The 23800-nt window shown below is 69.4% G+C and carries 13 protein-coding genes; 11 read left to right on the top strand and 2 right to left on the bottom strand.

Annotation, left to right across the window (positions count from 1 at the left end):
- Window positions 1-33: 33 nt before the first annotated feature.
- Window positions 34-723, top strand: a complete 690-nt coding sequence (locus ACWGKT_RS25755; RefSeq protein ID WP_453275552.1) for a protein-L-isoaspartate(D-aspartate) O-methyltransferase — start codon at window positions 34-36, stop codon at window positions 721-723.
- Here the strand turns inward: ACWGKT_RS25755 and ACWGKT_RS25750 are convergent.
- The gene (locus tag ACWGKT_RS25750; protein ID WP_356153599.1) at window positions 701-3406 is read right to left on the bottom strand and encodes a SpoIIE family protein phosphatase; all 2706 of its coding nucleotides are present in this window, start codon (window positions 3404-3406) and stop codon (window positions 701-703) included. The two genes, ACWGKT_RS25755 and ACWGKT_RS25750, sit on opposite strands and share 23 nt — an antisense overlap.
- A 691-nt stretch (window positions 3407-4097) precedes the next feature.
- Here ACWGKT_RS25750 and ACWGKT_RS25745 point away from each other — a divergent pair.
- A complete protein-coding gene (locus ACWGKT_RS25745) occupies window positions 4098-7364 on the top strand; it encodes a GH92 family glycosyl hydrolase (RefSeq protein WP_453275551.1) in 3267 nt (1088 codons plus the stop codon).
- A 66-nt stretch (window positions 7365-7430) separates the two neighbouring features.
- Here ACWGKT_RS25745 and ACWGKT_RS25740 read toward each other — a convergent pair whose 3' ends face one another.
- The gene (locus ACWGKT_RS25740) at window positions 7431-11174 is read right to left on the bottom strand and encodes a GH92 family glycosyl hydrolase (RefSeq protein WP_453275576.1); all 3744 of its coding nucleotides are present in this window, start codon (window positions 11172-11174) and stop codon (window positions 7431-7433) included.
- Between the two features lie 421 nt (window positions 11175-11595).
- Between ACWGKT_RS25740 and ngcE the strand changes: the two genes are divergently transcribed.
- The 9 genes from ngcE (at window position 11596) to ACWGKT_RS25695 (ending at window position 23715) form a co-directional block, all read left to right on the top strand.
- Window positions 11596-13053: an N-acetylglucosamine/diacetylchitobiose ABC transporter substrate-binding protein gene (ngcE, locus tag ACWGKT_RS25735; RefSeq protein ID WP_453275550.1), complete on the top strand. Its 1458-nt coding sequence runs from the start codon at window positions 11596-11598 to the stop codon at window positions 13051-13053.
- A gap of 79 nt (window positions 13054-13132) precedes the next feature.
- Entirely contained in the window at window positions 13133-14062 is a 930-nt protein-coding gene (locus ACWGKT_RS25730) for a carbohydrate ABC transporter permease (protein WP_356153591.1), read from the top strand.
- A gap of 17 nt (window positions 14063-14079) precedes the next feature.
- Window positions 14080-15003, top strand: coding sequence for a carbohydrate ABC transporter permease (locus ACWGKT_RS25725; RefSeq protein WP_453275549.1), 924 nt, complete (start codon window positions 14080-14082; stop codon window positions 15001-15003).
- Between the two features lie 210 nt (window positions 15004-15213).
- Window positions 15214-16413 (top strand): ROK family transcriptional regulator, encoded by a 1200-nt coding sequence (locus ACWGKT_RS25720; protein WP_453275548.1) that lies wholly within the window; start codon window positions 15214-15216, stop codon window positions 16411-16413.
- Between the two features lie 134 nt (window positions 16414-16547).
- Window positions 16548-17651 (top strand): sugar ABC transporter substrate-binding protein, encoded by a 1104-nt coding sequence (locus tag ACWGKT_RS25715; RefSeq protein WP_453275575.1) that lies wholly within the window; start codon window positions 16548-16550, stop codon window positions 17649-17651.
- 182 nt (window positions 17652-17833) lie between these two features.
- The gene (locus tag ACWGKT_RS25710; RefSeq protein ID WP_235458492.1) at window positions 17834-18625 is read left to right on the top strand and encodes an ATP-binding cassette domain-containing protein; all 792 of its coding nucleotides are present in this window, start codon (window positions 17834-17836) and stop codon (window positions 18623-18625) included.
- Window positions 18622-19917, top strand: coding sequence for a sugar ABC transporter permease (locus ACWGKT_RS25705; RefSeq protein WP_235458491.1), 1296 nt, complete (start codon window positions 18622-18624; stop codon window positions 19915-19917). Before ACWGKT_RS25710 ends, ACWGKT_RS25705 begins: the two co-directional genes overlap by 4 nt.
- A 189-nt stretch (window positions 19918-20106) precedes the next feature.
- A complete protein-coding gene (gene dxs / locus ACWGKT_RS25700) occupies window positions 20107-22035 on the top strand; it encodes a 1-deoxy-D-xylulose-5-phosphate synthase (RefSeq protein WP_453275547.1) in 1929 nt (642 codons plus the stop codon).
- A gap of 153 nt (window positions 22036-22188) precedes the next feature.
- Complete coding sequence (locus ACWGKT_RS25695) at window positions 22189-23715, top strand: amino acid permease (RefSeq protein WP_453275546.1); 1527 nt, start codon at window positions 22189-22191, stop codon at window positions 23713-23715.
- Window positions 23716-23800 lie beyond the last annotated feature (85 nt).

Below are 23800 nucleotides of genomic sequence, written 5' to 3'. Positions count from 1 at the left end.
GTGGCCGACCGCTGCGCACCGGAGGTGGACCCCATGCCCCGTCCCGTCCCCGCCCCCGGAGCCGCCGACGACGACCTGGTCCGGGCCGCCCGAGCCATGGGGGTCCGGGACCAGCGCCTGCTGAGCGCGATCCGGGACACGCCGCGTGCCCGGTTCGTACCGGCCGCGTACGTCAGCGCGGCCGGCACGGACACGCCCGTTCCGCTCGGCCACGGCCAGGTGACGACCCAGCCCTCCCTCGTGGCCCTGATGATCCACGCCCTCGCCCTGAACGGCGACGAACGCGTCCTGGAGATCGGTACCGGCTACGGCTACCAGACCGCCCTGCTCGCCCGCCTCGCCGCCCGCGTCGTCAGCGTCGAGCGCCTGCCGGACCTGGCCCGCCGGGCACGGGCCAACCTCGCCGCGCAGGGCGTGCGCAACGCCGAGGTCGTCGTCGGCGACGGCACCCTGGGGCTGCCCGACCATGCTCCGTACGACGCCGTGGTCGTCTGCGCCGCCCACCCCGACGTACCGCCGCCGCTCGTGACGCAGCTGTGCCCCGGCGGCCGGCTGGTCCAGCCGATCGGGCCGGGCGGCGCGGAGGAGGTCGAGGTGTACGAGCGCTCGGAGCGCGGGCTTGACCGCCTCGGGTTCGTCGTCGCGGCCCGGTTCGTCCGGCTGTACGGCGCCCACGGATTCCCGTCCGAGGAGGCGCCGCTCACTCCCCGAGGCGGTCCGTGAGCGCCGAGAGGTCCGGCACCGCCATCTCGGCCCAGATCACCTTGCCCTGCGGGGTGTACCGGGTGCCCCAGCGCTCGGTCATCTGGGAGACCAGGAAGAGTCCGCGGCCGCCCTCGTCGGTCGTCGCCGCGTACCGCAGATGCGGCGAGGTGCTGCTGCTGTCGGCCACCTCGCAGATCAGCGTGCGGTCGTGGATCAGCCGCACATGGATCGGCTCGCAGCCGTACCGGATGGCGTTGGTGATCAGCTCGCTCAGCACGAGTTCCATGCCGAAGCCGAGGTCGGACAGGCCCCACTCGTCGAGCTTCTCGGACACGGCGAGCCGCATCGCCGACACGGCGGCCGGATCGCGCGGCACGTCCCAGTCGGCGACCTGGTCGGCCGGCAGCCCCCGGGTGCGGGCGATGAGCAGAGCCACGTCGTCCTTGGGCCGGCCCGGCAGCAGGGCTTCCAGCACCGCCTGGCAGCTGTCCTCCGGCTCCCGGTCGGGGTGGCCGGCCAGAGCGCGGCGCAGCAGCTCCAGGCCCACGTCGAGGTCACGGGTGCGGTCCTCGACCAGGCCGTCGGTGTACAGGACGAGCTGGGTGCCCTCGGCGAGCTCCAGCTCGGCCGTCTGGAAGGGCAGGCCGCCGAGGCCGAGCGGCGGCCCGGCGGGCAGGTCGGGGAAGGTGACGCGCCCGTCGGGGTGGACCAGCGCGGGCGCCAGGTGCCCGGCACGGGCCATGGCGCAGCGGCGAGTCACCGGGTCGTAGATCGCGTAGAGGCAGGTCGCGCCCACCAGCTCGGCCGAGGCGTCGGCACTCGCCTCGTCCTGGTCGATGCGCCCGACCAGGTCGTCCAGATGAGAGAGCAACTCGTCGGGCGGCATGTCGAGGGTGGTGAAGTTGTGCACCGCGGTGCGCAGCCGGCCCATCGTCGCGGCCGCGTGCAGGCCGTGCCCGACCACGTCGCCGACGGCCAGGGCCACCCGGCCGCCCGGCAGCGGGATCACGTCGAACCAGTCGCCGCTCACGCCGGACTGGGCGGGGATGTAGCGGTAGCCGACGTCGAGGGCGTTCTGCTCGGGCAGGGCCCGCGGCAGCAGGCTGCGCTGCAGGGTGACCGCGAGGGTGTGCTCGCGCGTGTACCGGCGGGCGTTGTCGATGCTGACCGCGGCACGGGCCACCAGCTCCTCCGCCAGCGACCGCTCCTCCTCGTCGAAGGGGGCGTGCCGCTTGGTGCGCCAGAAGTTGGCCATGCCCAGGACGACACCGCGGGACCGGATCGGCGCGGCGATGAGCGAGTGAATGCCGTAGTCGATGATGTCCTGGGCGCGCCTGGGGTCCTGCGCCTGCCAGCCCGCCGCGGTCGACAGATCGGTCACCAGCTCGGAGTGGCCGCTGCCGTAGCCGCGCGCCTGGGGCGTGGACGGCAGGAAATCGATCAGCCGGCCCTTCTCGTAGAGCGGATGGTCGTCCCGGATCGCGCTCACGGCGACCCGTCGCATGCCGGTGGCGGTGGGGGCGGGCTCCTCGCCGTGGACCACACCGTCGGCCAGGTCCACGGTGACGAAGTCGGCGAAGCGGGGGACGGCGACCTGGGCCAGCTCGTCGGCCGTGCGAACCACGTCGAGGGTGGTGCCGATGCTGAGTCCGGCGTCGTACAGCAGCTTGAGCCGCTCGCGCGCGACCTCCGCCCGGCCGGAGACCGCCTGGAGCTCGGTGGAGTCGCGGAGGGTCACGACCGTTCCGCTGGGGCCGCCGTCGTTCCCCGTGGGCCGCTGGTTGACGGCGAGCAGCCGTTCACCGGCGAGGTGCACCTCGTCGGTGGCCTCGCGCCCGGAGACGAGCAGCGCGACCGTTTCGGGGTCGAGCCCCGACAGCTCCCAGACGTGCCGCCCCTCGACGTCCGGCGGCAGCTCCAGCAGCCGTCTGGCCTCGTCATTGACCAGCAGCAGCCGTCCGCCGTCCCCGACGATGAGCACACCCTCCCGCACGGAGTGCAGCACCGCGTCGTGGTGCTCGTACATACGGCTCATCTCGTCCGGCGCCAGGCTGTGGGTCTGGCGGGACAGCCGTCGGCCCACCAGCGCCGTACCGCCGGTCGACACCAGCAGCGCGCCGGCCCCGGCGGCCAGGATGATCGGCAGCTGCTTGTCCACCTGGCTGGTCACGTTCTTGACCTTCAGCCCGGCGGAGACGAGTGCGGTCACCTTGCCGTTGTCGTCCTTGATGGGAACGGTGGCCTGCACCTCGTGGCCGAGTGGACCGTGCACGCTCTCGGTGTAGACCTTGCCCTCGAGCGAGGGCTGGATCCGGCCGACGAACCGCTTGCCGATCCGGTCCGGCATGGGGTGGGTGTAGCGGATCCCCTTGGTGTCCATGACGACGATGAAGTCGACGCCCGCGGCCCTGCGTCCCGCCTCGGTGAGCGGCTGGAGCTCCTTGGACGGCTGGGGCTCCTTCAATGCCTGCAGGATGCCCGGCGAGTGCGCGAAGGTCTGCGCGACCGCGATGGAACGCCGCTTGGCCTCCATGCTGGTGTCCCGCTCCGACTGCAGGACGAGGGCGACGACCGCGCAGATCACGAGCACGACTACCAGCGCCACCTGCAGTATGAAGACCTGCCCGGCGACGCTTCGAGGATTCTTGCCGACCAGCGAGCGCATCGGGATGCGCTTAAACCGGGCGAATCGGTCCGCCATGCGACATTTGTAGCACCGGTGATTGCCGGTGGCTACGGTCGTCCCAAGCGATGGACGTCACATTCGCCCCCCGGAGCGCGCGCCGAGCCCAGGTATGGCCGGTGCGTCAGGCGTTTACAGGACTCGTCGAGCGCGCTAGCTTCCGAAGGGAGGTGGGAGCGCTCCCGGGCATTCGCGGCTCCGACGGACCGGAACCCGCCGGGTCGCGTGGGCCGCTCCCGCCCGCTCTTCGCGCGCGACCGTTGCTCGCGTACGACCGCTACTCGTGTGCGCCCGCTTCCCGCGTGCGACGGCAATCCGTGCACGACCGTTGCTCCCGCGCGCGACGCTCCGGCGGTGGCTGCGCGGCGACCGTTGCCCGCCGGGTCGGGTGAGTCGCTCTGGGCGGACCCGGTGGCGGTGCGCACCGGGTCCGCGAGCCGGGCGGGCGAGGGGGGTTCGGCCCGTCCGGGTGGAGCGTGGCTTGTGTCGGCCGCATGATGCGACAACGTTGTCTTAGTGGTCTGTACATGACTCTACCGCTCCAACCGACAACGATGTCAAGCCACTTGGGCTCACCCGATCGAGTGACGTCCCCGTGTACCGAAGGAGGTGCACGCGGTCTTCCGCGGCACCGCCGGTGCACGTTACTGTCCCTGCGGCTTGTGCGACCCGTGATGCGCGACCCGTCCTGAGGAGGAGGGGCCGCGTCATGCGTTTCCGTCCCGTGTCCCTGTTGCTGGCCGCCGCGCTCGCGGCCGGTGGCGCCACCCCCGCCCTGGCGGCGACGACAGCACCCCCGGACCTGATCAAGGACCCGACCACCTACGTCGATCCGCTGATCGGCACCAAGAACGGCGGCAATGTCTTCCCCGGCGCCGTCGTGCCCTTCGGCATGCTCTCCTGGAGCCCCGAGAACACCAGAGGCGACGCCACCCGCACCGCCGCGCCGGGCGGCTACCAGTACGACGCCACCCGGATCCGCGGCTTCAGCCTCACCCACATGTCCGGCACCGGCTGTGCGGGCGGCGGCGGCGACATCCCGTTCTTCCCGTACGCAGGCGAGGTCACCTCCTCCCCGACGAGCGACACCAAGGACGCCGTCTACGCCTCCGGCTTCACTCACGCCGACGAGACCGCCGAGCCCGGCCACTACCGGGTGGGCCTCTCCTCCGGCGTCAGCGCCGACCTCACCGCGACCGCGCGCACCGGCTCGGCCCGGTTCGCCTTCCCGGCCGACAAGCCCGCCTCGCTGCTCGTCCGCACGGCCAACTCCGAGGTGGGCTCGACCGATTCGTCGATCAGCATCGACCCCCGGACGCGCACGATCTCCGGCTCCGTCACCTCCGGCAACTTCTGCGGCTACCTCGACCCCGAGGGCCGACGCGCCTACTACACCCTGTACTTCACCGCCCGCTTCGACCGCGACTTCAAGGCCACCGGCACCTGGCAGGACGACCGGCTGAACCCCGGCTCGACCTCCGCCTCCGGCGGGACCGGCGGGTTCGGCAACGGCGGGCGGCCCGTGGCGGGCAAGGGCGCCGGCGGATACGTCGAGTTCGCGCCCGGCACCGACCCGGTGAACGTGAAGGTCGGCATCTCCTACGTCAGCCGGGCGGGCGCCGAGGCGAACCTGGCCGCGGAGAACCCGTCGTCCCGCTCCTTCGACGCGGTGCGGGACGCCGCCGGCCGGGCCTGGCGCGACCGGCTGGACGCGATCCGGGTCGGCGGCGGCACGGACGCCGACCGCACCACCTTCTACACCGCCCTCTACCACTCCCTCCTGCACCCGAACGTCATCAGTGACGCCGACGGGCGCTACCGGGGCAGCGACGGCGAGGTGCACCGGGTCGGCCGCGGCCACCGGGCCCAGTACGGCACCTTCTCCGGCTGGGACGTCTACCGCGACCAGGTGCAACTGCTCACCCTGCTCGACCCGCGCACCGGCTCGGACGTCGCCCAGTCGCTGTACGAACTCGCGCGGCAGAACGGCGGGATCTGGGACCGCTGGCTGCACGGCGCGAGCGGCACGCACGTCATGAACGGCGACCCCTCGGCCACCGCGCTCGCCGGCATCCGGGCCTTCGGCGGCAGGGACTTCGACCTGCGCGGCGCGCTGGCCTCCCTGGCGAAGGCGGCGACCGTGCCGACCGCACAGGACCTGTCGGCGGCCGGCAAGCCCGTGCTGTCGGTCGGCCAGCGCCCGTCGCTCGACAAGTACCTGGCCCACCACTACATGCCGTCCGTGTCCAACGCGTGGGGCGGCGCGGCCGAGACGCTGGAGATGTCCACCGCCGACTTCGCGCTCTCCCAACTCGCCACGGCGGCGGGGGAGAAGGACACGGCGACGGCCTTCGCGCGCCGGGCGCAGTGGTGGCAGAACAACTTCAACATCGCGGCCGACCCCACCGGCGGCTACGTCGCCAACCGCAAGGCCGACGGCAGCTGGGTCACCGGCTTCACCCCGGACACCGGCAACGGATTCGTCGAGGGGTCGGCGGCCCAGTACACCTGGATGGTCCAGCACAACCCGGCGGGCCTGTTCGCGGCGATGGGCGGCACGGACAAGGCGCTGGCCCGGCTCGACGACTTCTTCCACAACGCCGACGGCAGCTGGGCGTTCACCGGCAGCGGCGGCGTCAAGTCCGAGCTGGACAACGAGCCGTCCATCAACGTCCCCTACCTGTACGACTACGCGGGCGCCCCGTACAAGGCGCAGGAGACCGTCCGCGCGGCCATGACGCGGCTCTGGTCGACCGGGCCCGGCGGCATCCCCGGCAACGACGACCTCGGCGCCATGTCGTCCTGGTACGTCTTCTCCGCCCTCGGCATGTACCCACAGGTCCCCTCCCGCGCCGAACTCGTCCTCGCCTCCCCGCTGTTCGAGCGCGTCGAGATCGCCCGGCCGCAGGGCAACGACATCTCCATCCGGGCGTCGGGCGCGGCCGCCGACGCGCCGTACGTCCAGTCCCTGAAGGTCAACGGCCGCAGCAGTGACCGGCCTTGGCTCCCGGCCTCCTTCGTGCGGGACGGCGGCCGGCTGGACTACACCCTCTCCGGCACCCCGAACCGCACCTGGGGCACCGCCCAGGCGCCGCCGTCCTTCCGGCAGGGCGAGCAGCCGTACCAGATCGGCGTGGGCCCGACCGCGGCGACCGTCGCGCCGGGCGGCAGCACCAAGGTCGGCATCCGCGCCCTGGCGCTGCACGGCGGCACGGGCCCCGAGGTCCGCTTCCGCGTCGAGACCCCGGACGGTGTCACCGCCACGCCCGCCCAGGGCACGGTGACCGACGGCTCGCAGGAGATCACCCTCGCGGCCGGGCAGGACGCCACCCAGGGCTTCTACGACGTCAAGGTGACGGTGACCTCGGGCGACACCTCGTACGAGCAGCCCGTCTCGCTCACCGTGGCCGCCCCCGGCACCCTCCTCGCCGCCTACAACAACACCGGCGTCTCGGACGACGCCGGCGAGCACGACGAGGCCGACTACGACGGCGGCGGCTGGAGTTACTCCCGCCAGGCCCTCGCCGCGGCCGGCCTGGCTCCCGGTCGGCCGGGCACGGTGGGCGGGCTCACCTTCACCTGGCCGAACTCGCCCACGGGCCGCCCGGACAACGCCGCCGCGGCCGGACAGACGGTCCAACTGCCCACTCCGGCTACCAAGTTGTCGTTCATCGGCAGCGCGGTCAACGGAAACCAGCAGACGAAGGCGACCGTGACCTACACCGACGGCAGCACCGACACCGTCGACCTCTCCTTCACCGACTGGACCGTCGGCGGCGGAGGCGGCACCGTCCAGTACGGCAACGAGGTCGTCGCCAAGACCGCGTACCGCAACGTCGCGGGCGCGGACAAGGACCCGGTGGCGACCTACGTCTTCGCGACCAAGCCCTTCGAGGCACCGGCCGGCAAGACCGTACGCAGCGTGAAGCTCCCGGACGACACCGACCTGCATGTGTTCACCCTCGCGGTGAGCTGAGCCCCCCGCGCACGAGGCCGCCCCCAAAACTCCCGGGGGCGGCCTCCTGTCTCACGGCGCGGTGCGTCAGGCCAGCAGTTCCACCTCCGCCAGGGTCGACTCGCCGTCGAGGACCAGGCGGTACTTGGTGTACGAGCCCGGTGCGGCGATCGTGAACGCCCGGGTCTGCCGGTCCCAGGCGAACGACTCACCGGAGTGGTGGTCCAGGGTGCGCCAGGTCGTGCCGTCCGTGGAGCCCTGGAGGGTCCAGCCGGTCGGCGCCCTGGTGTGGTCGCCGGACGACGTCAGCGTGTACTGGGCGGCCTTGGTGGCCGCGCCCACCGGCAGATCCACGGAGGTGACCGTGGTGTCCGACGCCGACGTGTTGTCGAACAGCGCGCCGTCACCCTTCAGCACGTCCGCGCGCGGCGTCGGGACCAAGTCGTCCTGGGTGATGGAGACCGGGGCCGCGTTCCTGCCCGTGCCCCAGGTCGACGGCTTGGCACCCATGTGGAAGTCCAGCACCGCGCCCTTGGCGAGCAGCGAGTGCGGCAGCGACGTCGCCGTCCAGGGGCGGCCGTTGACGGTCAGGCCCTGCACATAGACGTTCCGCGCGCTGTTCCGCGGGGCGTTGATCACCAGGTCGTGGCCGTTGTCCAGGTGCACGGTCGCCTTCGTGAACAGCGGGGAGCCGATGGCGTATTCGCCGCTGCCCATGACCAGCGGGTAGAAGCCGAGCGAGGAGAAGAGGTACCAGGCCGACTGCTCGCCGTTGTCCTCGTCACCGTGGTAGCCCTGTCCTATCTCGCTGCCCGTGTAGAGCCGGGAGAGCGCCTCGCGGACGTTCGCCTGCGCCTTCCAGGGCTCGCCCGCCGCGTCGTACATGTAGATGACGTGGTGCGCGACCTGGTTGGAGTGGCCGTACATGCCCATCCGCACGTCCCGCGCCTCGGTCATCTCGTGGATGACGCCGCCGTAGGACCCGACGTAGTCGGGGGAGGCCGTCTCCGGGGTGGCGAAGTACTCGTCGAGCTTGTCCGCCAGGCCGCCGCGGCCGCCGTACAGGTTGGCCAGCCCCCGGCTGTCCTGCGGGGCGGTGAAGGCGTAGCCCCAGCCGTTGGTCTCGGTGTAGTCGTAGCCCCACACGCGCGGGTCGTACGCCGAGGAGTCGACGCGCCAGCCGCCCTTGTCGTCACGGCCCTGGAAGAAGCCGGCCTTGGAGTCGAAGAGGTTCACATAGTCCCGGGCGCGGTTGAGGAAGTACTCGGACTCGTCCTTGTAGTGCTTCTCGCCCGTCTTCCGGTAGAGCGCGGCCCCCATCTTCGCGATGCCGTAGTCGTTGACGTATCCCTCCATCGCCCACGACAGGCCCTCGTGGGTGTCGGAGCTGGTGTAGCCGAGGAAGGGCGAGGTGCTCATCCCCTTGCGCCCCACGCCCGAGGACGGGGGGACGACCGTGGCGTTCTTCAGGGCCGCGTCGTACGCCGCCTTCGCGTCGAAGGGGACGCCCTTGACGTACGCGTCCGCGAACGCGACGTCCGAGGAGGTGCCGGTCATCAGATCGGCGTAGCCGGGGGAGGACCAGCGTGAGGTCCAGCCGCCGTCCTTGTACTGCTGCACGAACCCGTCGACCATCTCGCCCGCCTGACCGGGGGTCAGCAACGAGTAGGCCGGCCAGGTCGTCCGGTAGGTGTCCCAGAAGCCGTTGTTGACGTACACCTTGCCGTCCACGATCTTCGCGCCGGTGTGCGTCGGGGTGTCCGGGCCCGGCATGGCGGAGAACGGCGAGGCGTACTGGAACGTGCCGCCCACCTTCTCGAAGCCGGAGTTGGGGTACAGGTACAGCCGGTACATCGAGGAGTACAGGGTCGTCAGCTGGTCCGGGGTCGCGCCCTCGACCTCGACCTTGCCGAGGATGTCGTCCCAGGCCCGCTGGGCGCGCGCCTCGACCGTGTCGAAGGAGGTGCCGTCCGGGATCTCCTGGCGCAGGTTGTCCTTCGCCTGGTCGACGCTGATCAGCGAGGTGGCCAGGCGCAGGGTGACCGTGCGGTCGGCGCCCGCGGCGAAGCGCAGGTAGCCCTTGACGCCGCTGGAGGAGCCGTCCGTCACCGGCTTGTCGAACTGGCCGTACACGAAGAGCCGGGTCGCGCCCGTCGACAGGCCCGACTTCACGTCGGAGTAGCCGGTGACGGTCCCGTGCTCCTTGTCGAGGGTCAGGCCCGCCTGCTCGGTGACGTTGTCGAACAGCACGCTCGCGTCGTCGCCGGGGTAGGTGAAGCGCAGCGCCGCCGCGTGGTCGGTGGGCGTCAGCTCGGCCCGCAGGCCGTTCTCGAACCGCACCCCGTAGTAGTACGGCCGCGCGGTCTCGTTCTCGTGCCGGAAGGCCAGCTCCCGCGCCTTGCGACCGGTGTCCGGGGTGCCGGCCGCGGCGGACGGCATCAGCTGGAAGGTCTGCCGGTCGCCCATCCAGGGGCTCGGCTCGTGGCTCGCGCTGAACGCCTGGATCGTCGGCAGGTTGGCGTCGTTGTTCGCGCGCGCGTACTCGTACAGCCAGCTCAGCGAGGAGGCGTTGGTCACCGGGGTCCAGAAGTTGAACCCGTGCGGGACGGCCGTCGCCGGGAAGTTGTTGCCGCGCGAGAAACTGCCGCTGGAGTTGGTGCCCCGGGTCGTCAGCGCGTAGTCGGACAGGTGCGCCCTGGGCCTCTCGGGGGCCACGGTCCTGAGCGCCACGTCGTCGAGCCAGCCGCGGAACTTCGCCGGGCCGCTCGGGGAGTCGTACGCCAGCAGGATCCGGTCGACCGTCTTGCCCGCGGCGACCGAGCCGATGCGCGAGGACACGTCGTTCCACTGGTTGGTGTAGAGCACCTTCGAGGCGCCCTGCCCCCGCGGGGACAGCGGGAAGCCGTGCTGGTCGGTGGCGCCCAGACCGCTGAGGTAGGTGCCGTCGGTGAAGGCGAGGTCCACGGAGACGTTGGTGGCGTCGTAGTCGCGGTCGCCGTCGGCCATCGAGGGGAAGATCCGGTACGACAACCGGGTGTCGCGGCCGACCTTCACGTTCACGTCGAAGACCTTGTTGTACGAGTACGCCCGGCCGGCCGCCGTGTGCCGCCCCGCGTACCGCAGTGCCCGGGTGCCGGTGAAGCCGGCGCCGGCCTTGGAGGTCGGCGAGCCGCTCGGGCCGCGGTCGACGAGGGAAAGCATGTCCTGTGGGACGGGGCCGCCGCCTCCGCCCGTCGAGAACTGCACGTCGGCCAGCTGGACGATGCCCGAGGCGCCGTTGTTCTTCGTGACGTCGAGCCGGAAGTGCTGGTACTCGGCCGGCTGGGCGAGGTCGTACGACTTGGTCTGGAAGCGTTCGGAGAAGGCCTCGCCGGAGCGGGTGTCGACGGTCTTCCAGTCCTTGCCGTCGGTCGAGCCCTGGAGGGTCCAGTCCTTGGGGTCGCGCTCGTCGTAGTCATTGGCCGAAGTAAGGGCGTACGTCACGAGTTTTATGGGTTTGTCCAGGTCGAACTCGACCCAGCCGGTGGGCTCGAAGGTCAGCCACTTGGTGCCCGGCTCCCCGTCGACGAGGTTCTCCTTGACCTCGCCCGCGCCCGCGTTCTCCCCGCTCGCCCGCACGTCGGTGACGTGGTCGGTCACATTGCCCGGAATGCCGGTGCTGTAGCCGCCGTCGACTCCCGAGGCGCGCTTGGTTCCGTCGGCCTCCGTGTCGACGGTGTTCAGCCAGTTCGGTGCCGGGTCGTTCGCCTCGAACGAGGATGCGAACTCCCGGTCGGGGGCGGCCGCCTGGGCCGGCAGGGCGACCGCCGCCCCCTGCGAGCCCACCGCCATGACGAAGGCGGCCGTGAGAACGACCGCCGTACCGTGTCTGTGCCGAGCTCTCCGCTGCTTCACAACGGGTACCCTCCCTGCGCCCACTTCGGACAACGTTGTCAATTCGCTGCGCAGGATCCAGTAGGTGGTCAAGTGGCCGGGGATGTCAAGGGTGTTGGCTGCGGCATTCAGGGGCCTATGTTGCGGATTATTCCGGCAAGGCACGCACAGCGGTCTCATATTTCCGAGAGGTCTCAACTCGGAAAAGACCGAAGGCGAACCTTGCATTCGATCTTGCTCCGTCGGCCGGAAGTGGACTATACCTGTCGGCGTTTCCTGCATGACCCCGCACGACCCTGCACGACCCAGCGCTACCCGACCGCGGTGCCGGGAGGATCCGGTTCACCGCCTGAGTCCTGGAGAAGGCGAGGACTTGAGCATGGGATCCACTTCCGCAGCGCACCACGGTGCCGAGGGTTCCGAGGGCGTAGGCCGCCGTGATCTGATCAAGCGGTCCGCCGCACTAGGGCTGATCTCCGTACCCACCATGAGCTTCCTCTCGGCCTGTGCCAGTGGGGGCGGGGACAGCAACAGCGACAACAACGGCAACGAGGGCAAGACGTCCAAGTCGAACCCCTTCGGCGCGGAGAAGGGCGGCAAGCTCGACGTCGTCATCTTCAAGGGCGGGTACGGCGACGACTACGCCAAGGCGTGGGAGTCGGACTTCCAGAAGAAGGCCGGCATCAGCTCCACCCACACCGGGACCCAGGAGATCACCGGCAAGCTGCAGCCCCGCTTCAACGCGGGCAACCCGCCGGACATCGTGGACGACTCCGGCGCCCAGCAGATCAAGATCGACGTGCTGTACAAGAACGGGCAGTTGCTGGACCTCGCGCCGGTGCTCGACGCGCCGTCCGTGGACGACCCGAGCAAGAAGGTCCGGGACATGATCATCCCCGGCACCCTGGACGCGGGCATGCAGGAGGGCAAGATCGTCGCCCTCAACTACATCTACACCGTGTGGGGTCTGTGGTACTCCGGCAAGCTCTTCAAGGAGAAGGGCTGGGAGGAGCCGAAGACCTGGGCCGACTTCCTCACCGTCTGTCAGGACGCCAAGAAGCAGGGCATCGGCGGCCTGGCCCACCAGGGCAAGTACCCGTACTACATCAACGTCGCCATCATGGACCTGATCGCCAAGACGGGCGGTCTGGACGCGATGAAGGCGATCGACAACCTCGACCCCAAGGCGTTCGTCGGCTCGGACGCGGCGCAGGCCGGTGTCGAGGCGATCTACGAGGTCGTCGAGAAGGGCCTGCTGATGCCCGGTACGAACGGCCTGACCCACACCGAGTCCCAGACCCGCTGGAACCAGTACAAGGCCGCCTTCATCACCTGCGGTTCCTGGCTGGAGAACGAGCAGCTCAAGCAGACGCCCGCGGACTTCGACATGAAGTTCATGCCGATGCCGCTGCTGCCCGACAGCAAGCTGCCCTTCGAGGCGATCCGGGCCGGCTCCGGCGAGCCCTTCATCATCCCGGCGAAGGCGAAGAACCTGCCGGGGGCCAAGGAGTTCATGCGGCGCATGCTCTCCAAGGAGTGGTCGACGCTGTTCGCCAAGGAGGCCAACTCGCTCACCATCCTCAAGGACGGCGTCGACCCCGGCGTCAAGCTTCGGCCGGGCACCCAGTCCACGGTCGAGGCGTCCAAGGCGGCGGGCGACAACACCTTCCGTTACCTCTACCCCGAGTGGTACAGCGAGATGGACGTCGCCATCCAGAACGCGTCCAACGAGCTGATGGCCAAGCGTATTCAGCCCAAGGAGTGGCTGAAGCGGGCACAGGCCGCGGTGGACAAGGCGGCGAAGGACCCGGCGTCCAAGAAGAACCACCGGGACTGACCGCACGCTCGACCATCCGCACCCCGGACCGCCCGGAATCCCGGGCGGTCCGGTCCGGGACACCAGGGGCAGGAGCGCCATGCGCAAAGGGCAGTACCGGTTCGTCGCGGGATTTCTCTTCGTTCCCGTGGCGCTCTATCTGATCTTCGTCATCTGGCCGTACATCCAGACGTTCGGCTATTCGCTGACCGACTGGAAGGGCCAGTCGCAGACCTTCAAGTTCGTCGGGCTGGACAACTACAAAGCGCTGTTCCAGGACGACGTCTTCACGGGGGCGATCTGGCACAACATCCTGTTCCTGATCTTCATCCCGGTCATCACGATCCTGCTCGCCCTGTTCTTCGCCTTCATGCTCAACGTGGGCGGACGCAGCAGGGCCGGCGGCGTCGCGGGCGTCGCCGGATCCGGCTTCTACAAAGTCGTCTATTTCTTCCCGCAGGTCCTGTCACTGGCGATTCTCGCGGTGCTCTTCGGCGCCGTGTACCGCAGCGACAGCGGCGGAATGCTCAACGGGTTCCTCACCAAGCTCGGCCTGGTCGACCCCGAGAATCCGGTCGAATGGCTCAACGAGCCGAACCTCGTGCTCTGGGCGCTGATCCTGGTCGTCGTCTGGCACGGCGTCGGCTTCTATCTGGTGCTGTTCTCCGCCGCCATGCAGTCCATCCCGAAGGACATCTACGAGGCCGCCCTCATCGACGGCGCCGGCCGCGCCCAGTCCTTCTTCCGTATCACCCTGCCGCTGCTGTGGGACACCGTGCAGACGGCCTGGGTGTACCTCGGGATCATCGCGATGGACATGTTCGTCCTGGTCTCCACCATGACCTCCGGCCAGTACGGCGGCGGCCCCGACCACCACAGCGAGGTCATGGCGACCGTGATGATGCGCAACTTCCTCTACTTCGGCAAGAGCGGTTACGCCTGCGCCATGGGCGTCGTCATGCTGCTGCTCACCCTGGTCCTGTCCGTGTTCACGCTGCGCGCCACCCGCCGCGAGCGCATCGAGTTCTGAGCGGGAGAGAGACGACGATGAGCGCACCCATCAAGGAGACCGCGGCCGGCCCCCGCCCGCGGTCCGTGGACAAGACCCCCGCCCGCCCCGGCAGCGGCCGCAGTGAGGGCGTCGTCCTGAACGTCTTCTCGCACGGCTTCCTCGCCCTGTGGGCCCTGCTGATCATCCTGCCGCTGCTCTGGCTCGTGCTGAGCTCGTTCAAGACCGACGCCCAGATCGGCGGTTCGGCGTTCGGCTGGCCGCACAGCTGGTCCTTCGACGTGTTCCACCGTGCCTGGAACAAGGGCATCGGCGACTACTTCGTGAACACCGTCATCGTGCTGGTGTTCAGCGTGCCGCTGACCATGCTCTTCGGCTCGATGGCCGCGTACGTCCTGGCCCGCTACCAGTTCTGGGGCAACCGGCTCCTCTACTACTTCTTCGTCGCCGGCGCGATGTTCCCGGTGTTCCTCGCCCTGGTCCCGCTGTTCTTCATGGTCAAGCGGCTGGACATGCTGAACACCTACCAGGGCCTGATCCTGGTGTACATCGCCTACTCGATGCCGTTCACGGTGTTCTTCATGCACGCCTTCTTCCGGACCCTGCCCACGGCGGTCTTCGAGGCGTCGATCCTGGACGGCGCCTCGCACACCCGGACCTTCTTCCAGGTGATGCTTCCGATGGCGAAGCCGGGCCTGATCAGTGTCGGGATCTTCAACACTTTGGGCCAGTGGAACCAGTTCATCCTGCCGACGGTCCTCATGCAGCCGCAGAGCGGTGACGATCCCGAGAGGTACGTCCTCACCCAGGGCCTCATCCAGCTCCAGCAACAGCAGGGATACGCTTCCGACCTGCCCGTTCTGTTCGCCGGCGTGACCATCGCCATGATCCCGATGCTGGTCGTGTACCTGTCCTTCCAGCGCCAGGTCCAGGCCGGTCTGACCTCGGCGACCCTGAAGTAGGTGCCCGTGCGGCAGCGCTCGGCGCAGCGCTCCGCAACGGCCCGTGCGCGCGCCGTTCCCGGCTCCGGGGGCGGCGCGCTCTCGTGTGGGCAAGACCCCGGAAACCGTTCAAGCTCTTGACGGGAGGCGACCCAAACAGCTCAGCTTAGAGTTCACTAGTTAGACATAGACGGGGCCTCGCTGAAGCGGTCCCGCGCGCAGGAGGTCGTCGTGGAGACTCCGGGGTCGCAGTCGTCGCTGCACCGAGCCAACCTGGAACGAGTCGTACGAGCCGTGCGGCTCGCCGGGTCGCTCACGCAGGCGGAGATCGCGCGGACGACCGGCTTGTCGGCGGCAACGGTCTCCAACATCGTGCGGGAGCTGAAGGACGGCGGAACCGTCGAGGTCACGCCCACCTCGGCGGGTGGCCGACGGGCCCGCAGCGTCTCCCTGAGCGGGGACGCCGGCATCGTCATCGGGGTCGACTTCGGTCACGCCCACCTGCGCGTCGCGATCGGGAACCTGGCCCACCAGGTCCTCGCCGAGGAGTCCGAGCCGCTGGACGTCGACGCCTCCTCCGCGCAGGGCTTCGACCGGGCCGAAGAGCTGGTCAACCGGCTGATCGCGGCCACCGAGGTGGACCGTACGAAAGTCGCGGGAGTGGGGCTCGGCGTGCCCGGCCCCATCGACGTGGAGTCCGGCACCCTGGGCTCCACCGCGATCCTGCCGGGCTGGACCGGCACCAAGCCCGCGGAGGAGCTGCGGGGGCGGCTCGGCGTGCCGGTGTACGTGGACAACGACGCCAACCTGGGCGCCCTGGGCGAGCTGGTCTGGGGCAGCGGCCGGGGCGTACGTGATCTTGCCTACATCAAGGTCGCGAGCGGCGTGGGCGCCGGCCTCGTGATCGACGGGAAGATCTATCGCGGCCCGGGCGGCACCGCTGGGGAAATCGGACATATTACACTCGATGAATCCGGCCCGGTCTGCCGCTGCGGGAACCGCGGCTGCCTGGAGACCTTCACGGCCGCACGCTACGTGCTGCCGTTGCTCCAGCCCAGCCACGGCGCCGACCTCACCATGGAGGGCGTCGTGCGGCTCGCGCGGGACGGGGATCCGGGCTGTCGTCGGGTGATCGCCGACGTCGGCCGTCACATCGGCAGTGGAGTGGCCAATCTCTGCAATCTGCTGAACCCGAGCCGGGTGGTCCTGGGCGGTGATCTCGCCGAGGCCGGAGAGCTGGTTCTGGGGCCGATCAGGGAGTCCGTCGGCCGCTATGCCATCCCCAGTGCCGCGCGCCAGCTTTCGGTCCTTCCAGGGGCCCTCGGAGGCCGCGCGGAGGTGCTCGGAGCGCTCGCTCTCGCCCTCAGCGAGATGGGCGATTCGACCCTTTTGGACGGGTCGCTGTCCGTAGCGGCACCTGCCTTCACTTAGAGAACGGATGGCACCGTTGCCATCTCGTTAAGGATTTACTTCTTGACGTCGCACGTGTGGCCGAGTTGACTTCCAGCCACCTCGGCCGCAACGACGCGGCCTCGTCAGGGAGGTTTCAAAGAGTGAACACGCGTATGCGTCGTGCCGCCGTTGCCGTTGCCGCTGGTGCGATGGCTGTCTCGCTGGCCGCCTGTGGCAGTGCCAAGGAGTCCAAGGGCAGCGACAGCTCCTCCTCGTCGTCCGCCAAGAAGGGCGACAACATCAAGGTCGGTCTGCTTCTCCCGGAGAACAAGACCGCTCGGTACGAGAAGTTCGACCGCCCGCTGATCGAGAAGAAGATCAAGGAGCTGACGAACAACAAGGCCGAGATCCAGTACAACAACGCCCGCCAGGACGCCAACCTCCAGGCGCAGCAGGTCGACACGATGATCACCAACAAGGTGGACGTGCTGATCCTGGACGCGGTGGACGCCAAGGCCATCCAGAACTCGGTCCAGAAGGCCAAGGACGCCGGCATCAAGGTCGTCGCCTACGACCGCCTCGCCGAGGGCCCGATCAGCGCCTACACCTCGTTCGACAACGAGGCGGTCGGCAAGACCCAGGGCGAGGCCCTGCTGAAGGCGCTGGGCAGCAAGGCCACCAAGTCCTCCAAGATCGTCATGATCAACGGCTCCGTCACGGACCCGAACGCCGCCCAGTTCAAGAAGGGCGCCCACTCGGCCCTCGACGGCAAGGTCACGATCGCCAAGGAGTACGACACCAAGGAGTGGTCGCCGGACAACGCCAACTCCGAGATGGAGACGGCGATCTCCGCGGTCGGCAAGAAGAACATCGCGGGTGTCTACTCCGCCAACGACGGCATGGCCGGCGGTATCATCACCGCCCTCAAGGCGGCCGGCCTCAACGTGCCGGTCACCGGCCAGGACGCCGAGCTCGCGGCCGTGCAGCGCATCGTCACCGGTGAGCAGAACATGAGCGTCTACAAGCCGTACGCCCCGGAGGCCGAGGCCGCCGCGGCGATGGCCGTCGCGCTCGCCAAGGGCGAGAGCCTGGACTCGGTCGCCAAGGACAAGGTCTCCAGCGGCTCCGCCACCGACGTCCCGTCCGTGCTCGTCCCGGTCACCGCGCTGACCAAGGACAACATCAACGACACGGTCATCAAGGACGGCGTCTACACCGCCGCCGACATCTGCGCCGGCAAGTACAAGTCCGCCTGCGACAAGCTCGGCATCAAGTAAGCGGTCCAGGTCCCTTCACAGCTACGGGGATTCGTCCTTGAATCCCCGTACGGGACATGACTGCTCCAGGCTCCTCCGGCGCCCCGCGCATCAGACAGCCCCGCAAGCTCGGTGCGGGGCGCCGGACGGAAATCCCCCCAAAGTCTCTGCACAACCTCCCGCCGGGTCAGGCGGCGAAGGAGATGGTTCACGTGTCCGCTACGCCCGTGCTGGCGTTGCGCGGGGTCTCCAAGCGTTTCGGTGCCGTTCAGGCGCTCACCGACGTAGAGCTTGAGGTCCACGCCGGTGAGGTCGTCGCCCTGGTGGGCGACAACGGCGCCGGAAAGTCCACGCTGGTCAAGACGATCGCCGGCGTGCACCCCATCGATGAGGGCGTCATCGAATGGGACGGCAAGTCCGTCTCGATCAGCAGGCCGCACGACGCCCAGAACCTGGGCATCGCGACGGTGTACCAGGACCTCGCGCTGTGCGACAACATCGACGTTGTCGGCAACCTGTTCCTGGGCCGCGAGCTGACGCGGCGCGGGGTTCTCGACGAGGTCGAGATGGAGCGCCGCTCCCGCGAGCTGCTGACGACGCTGTCGATCCGCATCCCGAGCGTCCGCATCCCGATCGCCTCGCTCTCGGGCGGTCAGCGCCAGACCGTGGCGATCGCCCGCTCCATGCTCGGTGCCCCCAAGCTGGTGATCCTCGACGAGCCCACCGCCGCCCTCGGTGTCGAGCAGACCGCCCAGGTCCTCGACCTCGTCGAGCGACTGCGCGAGCGCGGTCACGCCGTCATCCTCATCAGCCACAACATGGCTGACGTCAAGGCCGTGGCGGACAAGGTCGCCGTCCTGCGCCTGGGTCGCAACAACGGCGTCTTCGACGTCAGGACGACGTCGCAGGAGGAGATCATCTCCGCCATCACCGGCGCCACCGACAACGCCGTGACCCGCCGTGCGGCGCGCTCCACCGGGGAGGTTTCCAAGTGAGCATCGACAAGACCTCCGCGGCTGCGCAGGACGAGCACGCCGTGGAGAACCCCGAGGCCGCGGCCGCCGCGGTGACCGCGGTCGACCCCCGCCTGCTCGTGCGCGAGCAGGGCCTGGCGGGCTACCTCGGCGAGTTCAAGCGCAAGATGAAGGCCGGTGAACTGGGCTCCCTCCCGGTCGTCCTCGGTCTGCTGATCATCTGCGTCGTCTTCCAGAGCCTGAACTCCAACTTCCTGTCCGCGCAGAACATCAGTGACATCACCGTCACGATGGTCGGCACGGGCATGATCTCGGTCGGCATCGTCTTCGTGCTGCTGCTCGGCGAGATCGACCTGTCGGTCGGCTCGATCAGCGGCGCGGCCAGCGCCCTCGCCGCCGTCCTGGCGGTCAACCAGGGCTGGCCCGAGTGGGCCGCGATCCTCGTCGCCGTCGGCGCGGGCGTCGCCATCGGTGCCCTGCACGGCTTCTTCTTCGCGGTGCTGGGCGCCCCCGCCTTCGCCGTCACGCTGGCCGGTCTGCTGTTCTGGCTCGGCTTCATGCTCAAGGTCCTGGGCGAGAACGGCACCATCAACCTCGACAGCGACGGCCTGATCGGCAAGCTGACCACGTACTTCTTCGCGGACGTGGCCGCCGCCTACGGACTGGCCGCCGTCGTGGTCGGAGTGTTCTTCGTCTCCTCCTTCCTGGGCAACCGCCGCCGTGAGGCCGTGGGCGTCCCGTCCCGTCCGCTCAGCGACACGCTGCTGCGCACGGGCCTGCTCGCCGTGGTCTCCTTCGCGGCCGCCTTCATGTACAACCAGTACAAGGGCCTGCCGCTGGCCACGGTGGTCTTCCTGGCCTTCCTCATCGCCACCGACTTCGTGCTGCGCCGCACCGCCTACGGTCGCAAGATCTTCGCGCTCGGCGGCAGCGTCGAGGCCTCCCGGCGTGCGGGTATCAACGTCACGGCGGTGCGGATCTCCGTGTTCGCCATCTCGGGCGGCTTCGCGGCGATCGGCGGTCTCTTCCTGGCCTCCAAGATCGCCTCGGCCAACCAGAGCGCCGGTACCGGTGACCTGTTGATGAACGCGATCGCCGCCGCCGTCATCGGTGGTACGTCGCTCTTCGGCGGCCGTGGCCGCACCTGGAACGCGCTGCTCGGTGTCCTGGTCATCGTCTCCATCCAGTACGGTCTCCAGCTGGAGTCCATCGCGGAGCCGGTGAAGTACATGATCACGGCGGCGGTCCTGCTGACCACCGTGGTGATCGACTCCATCACCCGCAAGACGCAGAAGACCGCTGGTCGCGCGTAGCAGCCCGCTGTCCGACTGTGCCCGGTGCCGTCAAGGTGCCGGGCACAGGCGTGTCTTGAGGAACCTTCTGTTGGGTACCGCCGTTGGCGTGACGTATCACGTACAGCCCGGACACGGGCCGCTCAGGCGGAACATTAGACTCGACAAGCCCGGCAACAGCTCGATCAGCTCTACTGCAAGGAGGCACGGGTGCCGCTGCTGACCCGCATCTCGGGACCGCGCGATCTGGACCGGCTCAGCCTGGAGGAGCTGGACCAGCTGGCAGAGGAGATCCGGACCTTCCTCGTCGACGCCGTCTCCAAGACAGGCGGCCACCTCGGCCCCAACCTGGGCGTGGTCGAGCTCACCATCGCCCTGCACCGCGTCTTCGAGTCCCCGAAGGACAAGGTGCTGTGGGACACGGGCCACCAGTCCTACGTGCACAAGCTGCTCACCGGCCGGCAGGACTTCTCCCGGCTGAAGATGAAGGGCGGCCTGTCCGGCTACCCCTCGCAGGCCGAGTCCGAGCACGACATCATCGAGAACTCGCACGCCTCGACGGTCCTCGGCTGGGCTGACGGTCTGGCAAAAGCCAACCAGATTCGCAAAACGGACAGCCATGTGGTCGCCGTCATCGGTGACGGTGCTCTCACCGGCGGCATGGCCTGGGAGGCGCTGAACAACATCGCCGACGCCAAGGACCGCCCGCTGGTCATCGTCGTCAACGACAACGAGCGGTCGTACGCGCCGACCATCGGCGGCCTCGCCAACCACCTGGCGACCCTGCGCACCACCGACGGCTACGAGCGCTTCCTGGCCCGCACCAAGGAGGTCCTGGAGCGGACCCCGGTCGTCGGCCGGCCGCTGTACGAGACCCTGCACGGCGCGAAGAAGGGCCTGAAGGACTTCATCGCCCCGCAGGGCATGTTCGAGGACCTGGGCCTGAAGTACGTCGGCCCGATCGACGGCCACGACATCGAGGCCCTGGAGTCGGCGCTGGCCCGCGCCAAGCGGTTCGGCGGCCCGGTGATCGTGCACTGCCTCACCGAGAAGGGCCGCGGCTACCAGCCCGCCCTCCAGGACGAGGCCGACCGCTTCCACGCCGTGGGCAAGATCCACCCCGACACGGGCCTGCCCATCGCCTCCTCCGGCGCCGACTGGACCTCCGTCTTCGGCGACGAGATGGTGAAGCTGGGTCACGAGCGCGAGGACGTCGTCGCCATCACCGCCGCGATGCTCCAGCCGGTCGGGCTCGACCGGTTCGCCAAGACCTTCCCGGACCGGGTCTACGACGTCGGCATCGCGGAGCAGCACGGCGCCGTGTCGGCGGCCGGCCTCGCGACGGGCGGGGTGCACCCCGTCTTCGCCGTGTACGCCACCTTCCTCAACCGCGCCTTCGACCAGGTGCTGATGGACGTGGCCCTGCACAAGTGCGGGGTGACCTTCGTGCTGGACCGGGCCGGCATCACCGGCACCGACGGCGCCTCCCACAACGGCATGTGGGACATGTCGATCCTCCAGGTCGTGCCGGGGCTCCGGCTGGCCGCGCCGCGCGACGCCGAGCAGGTGCGCGCCCAGCTGCGCGAGGCCGTCGAGGTCAAGGACGCGCCGACCGTCGTGCGCTTCTCGAAGGGCGCCGTCGGCCCCGCCGTACCGGCCGTGGGTCGCGTCGGCGGCATGGACGTGCTGCGCGAGCCGGGCACGGACATGCCGGACGTGCTGCTCGTCTCCGTGGGCGCCCTCGCGCCGATGTGCCTGGAGATCGCGGACCTGCTCGACAAGCAGGGCATCTCCACCACCGTCGTCGACCCGCGCTGGGTCAAGCCGGTCGACGAGGCCATGGCCCCGCTCGCCGAGCGGCACCGGGTGGTCGTCACCGTCGAGGACAACTCCCGGGTCGGCGGCGTCGGCTCGGCGGTCGCCCAGGCCCTGCGCGACGCCGGCGTCGACCTCCCGCTGCGCGACTTCGGCATCCCGCCGCGCTTCCTCGACCACGCCTCGCGCGCCGAGGTCATGGCCGAGATCGGGCTGACCGCCCCCGACATCGCCCGCCAGGTCACCGGCCTGGTCGCCAAGCTGGACGGCCGGTTCGACCGGCCGGAGGCCGAGGTCGGCTCCGTGGAGCCCGCGCGCGACTAGAACGCCACGAGCGTCCCGTGGGCCGGTTGCACCGCTGTCGAGGTGGTGAAACCGGCCCATTTGCGTGAATGCGTCCAGGCCGGGGCATACGTACCACGCCCCCTCTCGATCATGTCGAGGCATGTCGAGGACGACAAGCGTGGGAGGTATCCCGTGAGCAGCACCCTCTTCCGGACGAAGAAGGTCGAGCAGTCCATCCGCGATACCGAGGAGCCTGAGCACGCGCTCAAGAAGTCCTTGTCCGCGCTGGATCTGACCGTCTTCGGCGTCGGTGTCATCATCGGCACCGGCATCTTCGTCCTGACCGGCAAGGTCGCCAAGGAGAACGCGGGACCCGCCGTCTCCCTGGCCTTCGTCGCGGCCGGCGTGGTCTGCGCCCTCGCCGCGCTCTGCTACGCGGAGTTCGCCTCCACCGTCCCGGTGGCCGGGTCCGCGTACACCTTCTCGTACGCCTCCCTGGGTGAACTGCCCGCCTGGATCATCGGCTGGGACCTGGTCCTGGAGTTCGCGCTCGGCACGGCGGTGGTCGCCGTCGGCTGGTCCGGCTACATGCGCTCGCTCCTCGACAACGCCGGCTGGCACCTGCCCGACTACCTCGCCGGCCGGGACGGGGCCCACGGCCTCGGCTTCGACATCCTCGCCGCCGCACTGGTCCTGGCGCTCACCGCCATCCTGGTGATCGGCATGAAGCTGTCCGCGCGGGTCACCGAGGTGGTCGTCGCCATCAAGGTGACGGTCGTCCTGATCGTGATCATCGCCGGGGCGTTCTTCATCCAGAGCGGCAACTACAGGCCGTTCATCCCCAAGGCCCAGGCGGTGGAGGTCGGGGGCACCCTCAAGGCCCCGCTCATCCAGCTGATGTTCGGCTGGGCCCCGTCCAACTTCGGCGTGATGGGGATCTTCACCGCCGCCTCCGTCGTCTTCTTCGCCTTCATCGGCTTCGACGTGGTGGCCACCGCCGCCGAGGAGACCAAGAACCCGCAGCGGGACATGCCGCGCGGCATCCTCGGCTCCCTGTTCATCTGCACGGCGCTGTACGTGGCGGTGTCCATCGTCGTCACCGGCATGCAGCACTACACCGACCTCTCCGTGGACGCCCCGCTCGCCGACGCCTTCAAGGCCACCGGGCACCCCTGGTTCTCGGGCGCGATCAGCTTCGGCGCCGTCGTCGGCCTGACCACGGTCTGCATGATCCTGCTGCTCGGTCAGACCCGGGTGTTCTTCGCGATGAGCCGCGACGGACTGCTGCCCCGCTTCTTCTCCGTCGTCCACCCCCGGTTCAGGACCCCGCACCGGCCGACCATCCTGCTCGGCGTCCTCATCGCGATCATCGCGGGCTTCACCAGTCTGAGTGAACTCGCCGAACTGGTGAACATCGGCACCCTCTTCGCCTTCGTCGTCGTGGCACTCGGCGTGATCATCCTCCGCCGCACCCGCCCGGACCTGCCCCGCGCCTTCCGCACCCCGTGGGTGCCCTTCATCCCGATCCTGTCCGTCGTCGCCACCCTGTGGCTGATGCTGAACCTGCCCGCCGAGACCTGGCTCCGGTTCGCCATCTGGATGGTCATCGGCTTCGTCGTCTACGTCCTGTACGGGCGCACGCACAGCCGCCTCGCGGGGGAGGGGGAGAACACGACCGGCGCGGTGACCAAGGGCCGCCCGGGCGGCCCGGCGCGGTAGATGAACGCGGAGTGATCGACCGGCTCGCCGACCCGGCCCCGTATGTCCCGTTTCGATGCAGACGTCGCGGCCGGATAGCGTGCAC

The sequence above is a fragment of the Streptomyces sp. NPDC054794 genome (assembly GCF_053611585.1).
The sequence above is the reverse complement of the archived record's forward strand: the minus strand, read 5'-3'. Positions and strand labels throughout refer to the sequence as shown.

Excerpts from the sequence above, each read along its gene's own strand:
- ACWGKT_RS25755 (WP_453275552.1), top strand. The coding sequence starts at position 34 with ATGCCCCGTCCCGTCCCCGCCCCCGGAGCCGCCGACGACGACCTGGTC.
- ACWGKT_RS25750 (WP_356153599.1), bottom strand. The coding sequence starts at position 3,406 with ATGGCGGACCGATTCGCCCGGTTTAAGCGCATCCCGATGCGCTCGCTG.
- ACWGKT_RS25745 (WP_453275551.1), top strand. The coding sequence starts at position 4,098 with ATGCGTTTCCGTCCCGTGTCCCTGTTGCTGGCCGCCGCGCTCGCGGCC.
- ACWGKT_RS25740 (WP_453275576.1), bottom strand. The coding sequence starts at position 11,174 with ATGGCGGTGGGCTCGCAGGGGGCGGCGGTCGCCCTGCCGGCCCAGGCG.
- ngcE (WP_453275550.1), top strand. The coding sequence starts at position 11,596 with ATGGGATCCACTTCCGCAGCGCACCACGGTGCCGAGGGTTCCGAGGGC.
- ACWGKT_RS25730 (WP_356153591.1), top strand. The coding sequence starts at position 13,133 with ATGCGCAAAGGGCAGTACCGGTTCGTCGCGGGATTTCTCTTCGTTCCC.
- ACWGKT_RS25725 (WP_453275549.1), top strand. The coding sequence starts at position 14,080 with ATGAGCGCACCCATCAAGGAGACCGCGGCCGGCCCCCGCCCGCGGTCC.
- ACWGKT_RS25715 (WP_453275575.1), top strand. The coding sequence starts at position 16,548 with ATGCGTCGTGCCGCCGTTGCCGTTGCCGCTGGTGCGATGGCTGTCTCG.
- ACWGKT_RS25710 (WP_235458492.1), top strand. The coding sequence starts at position 17,834 with ATGGTTCACGTGTCCGCTACGCCCGTGCTGGCGTTGCGCGGGGTCTCC.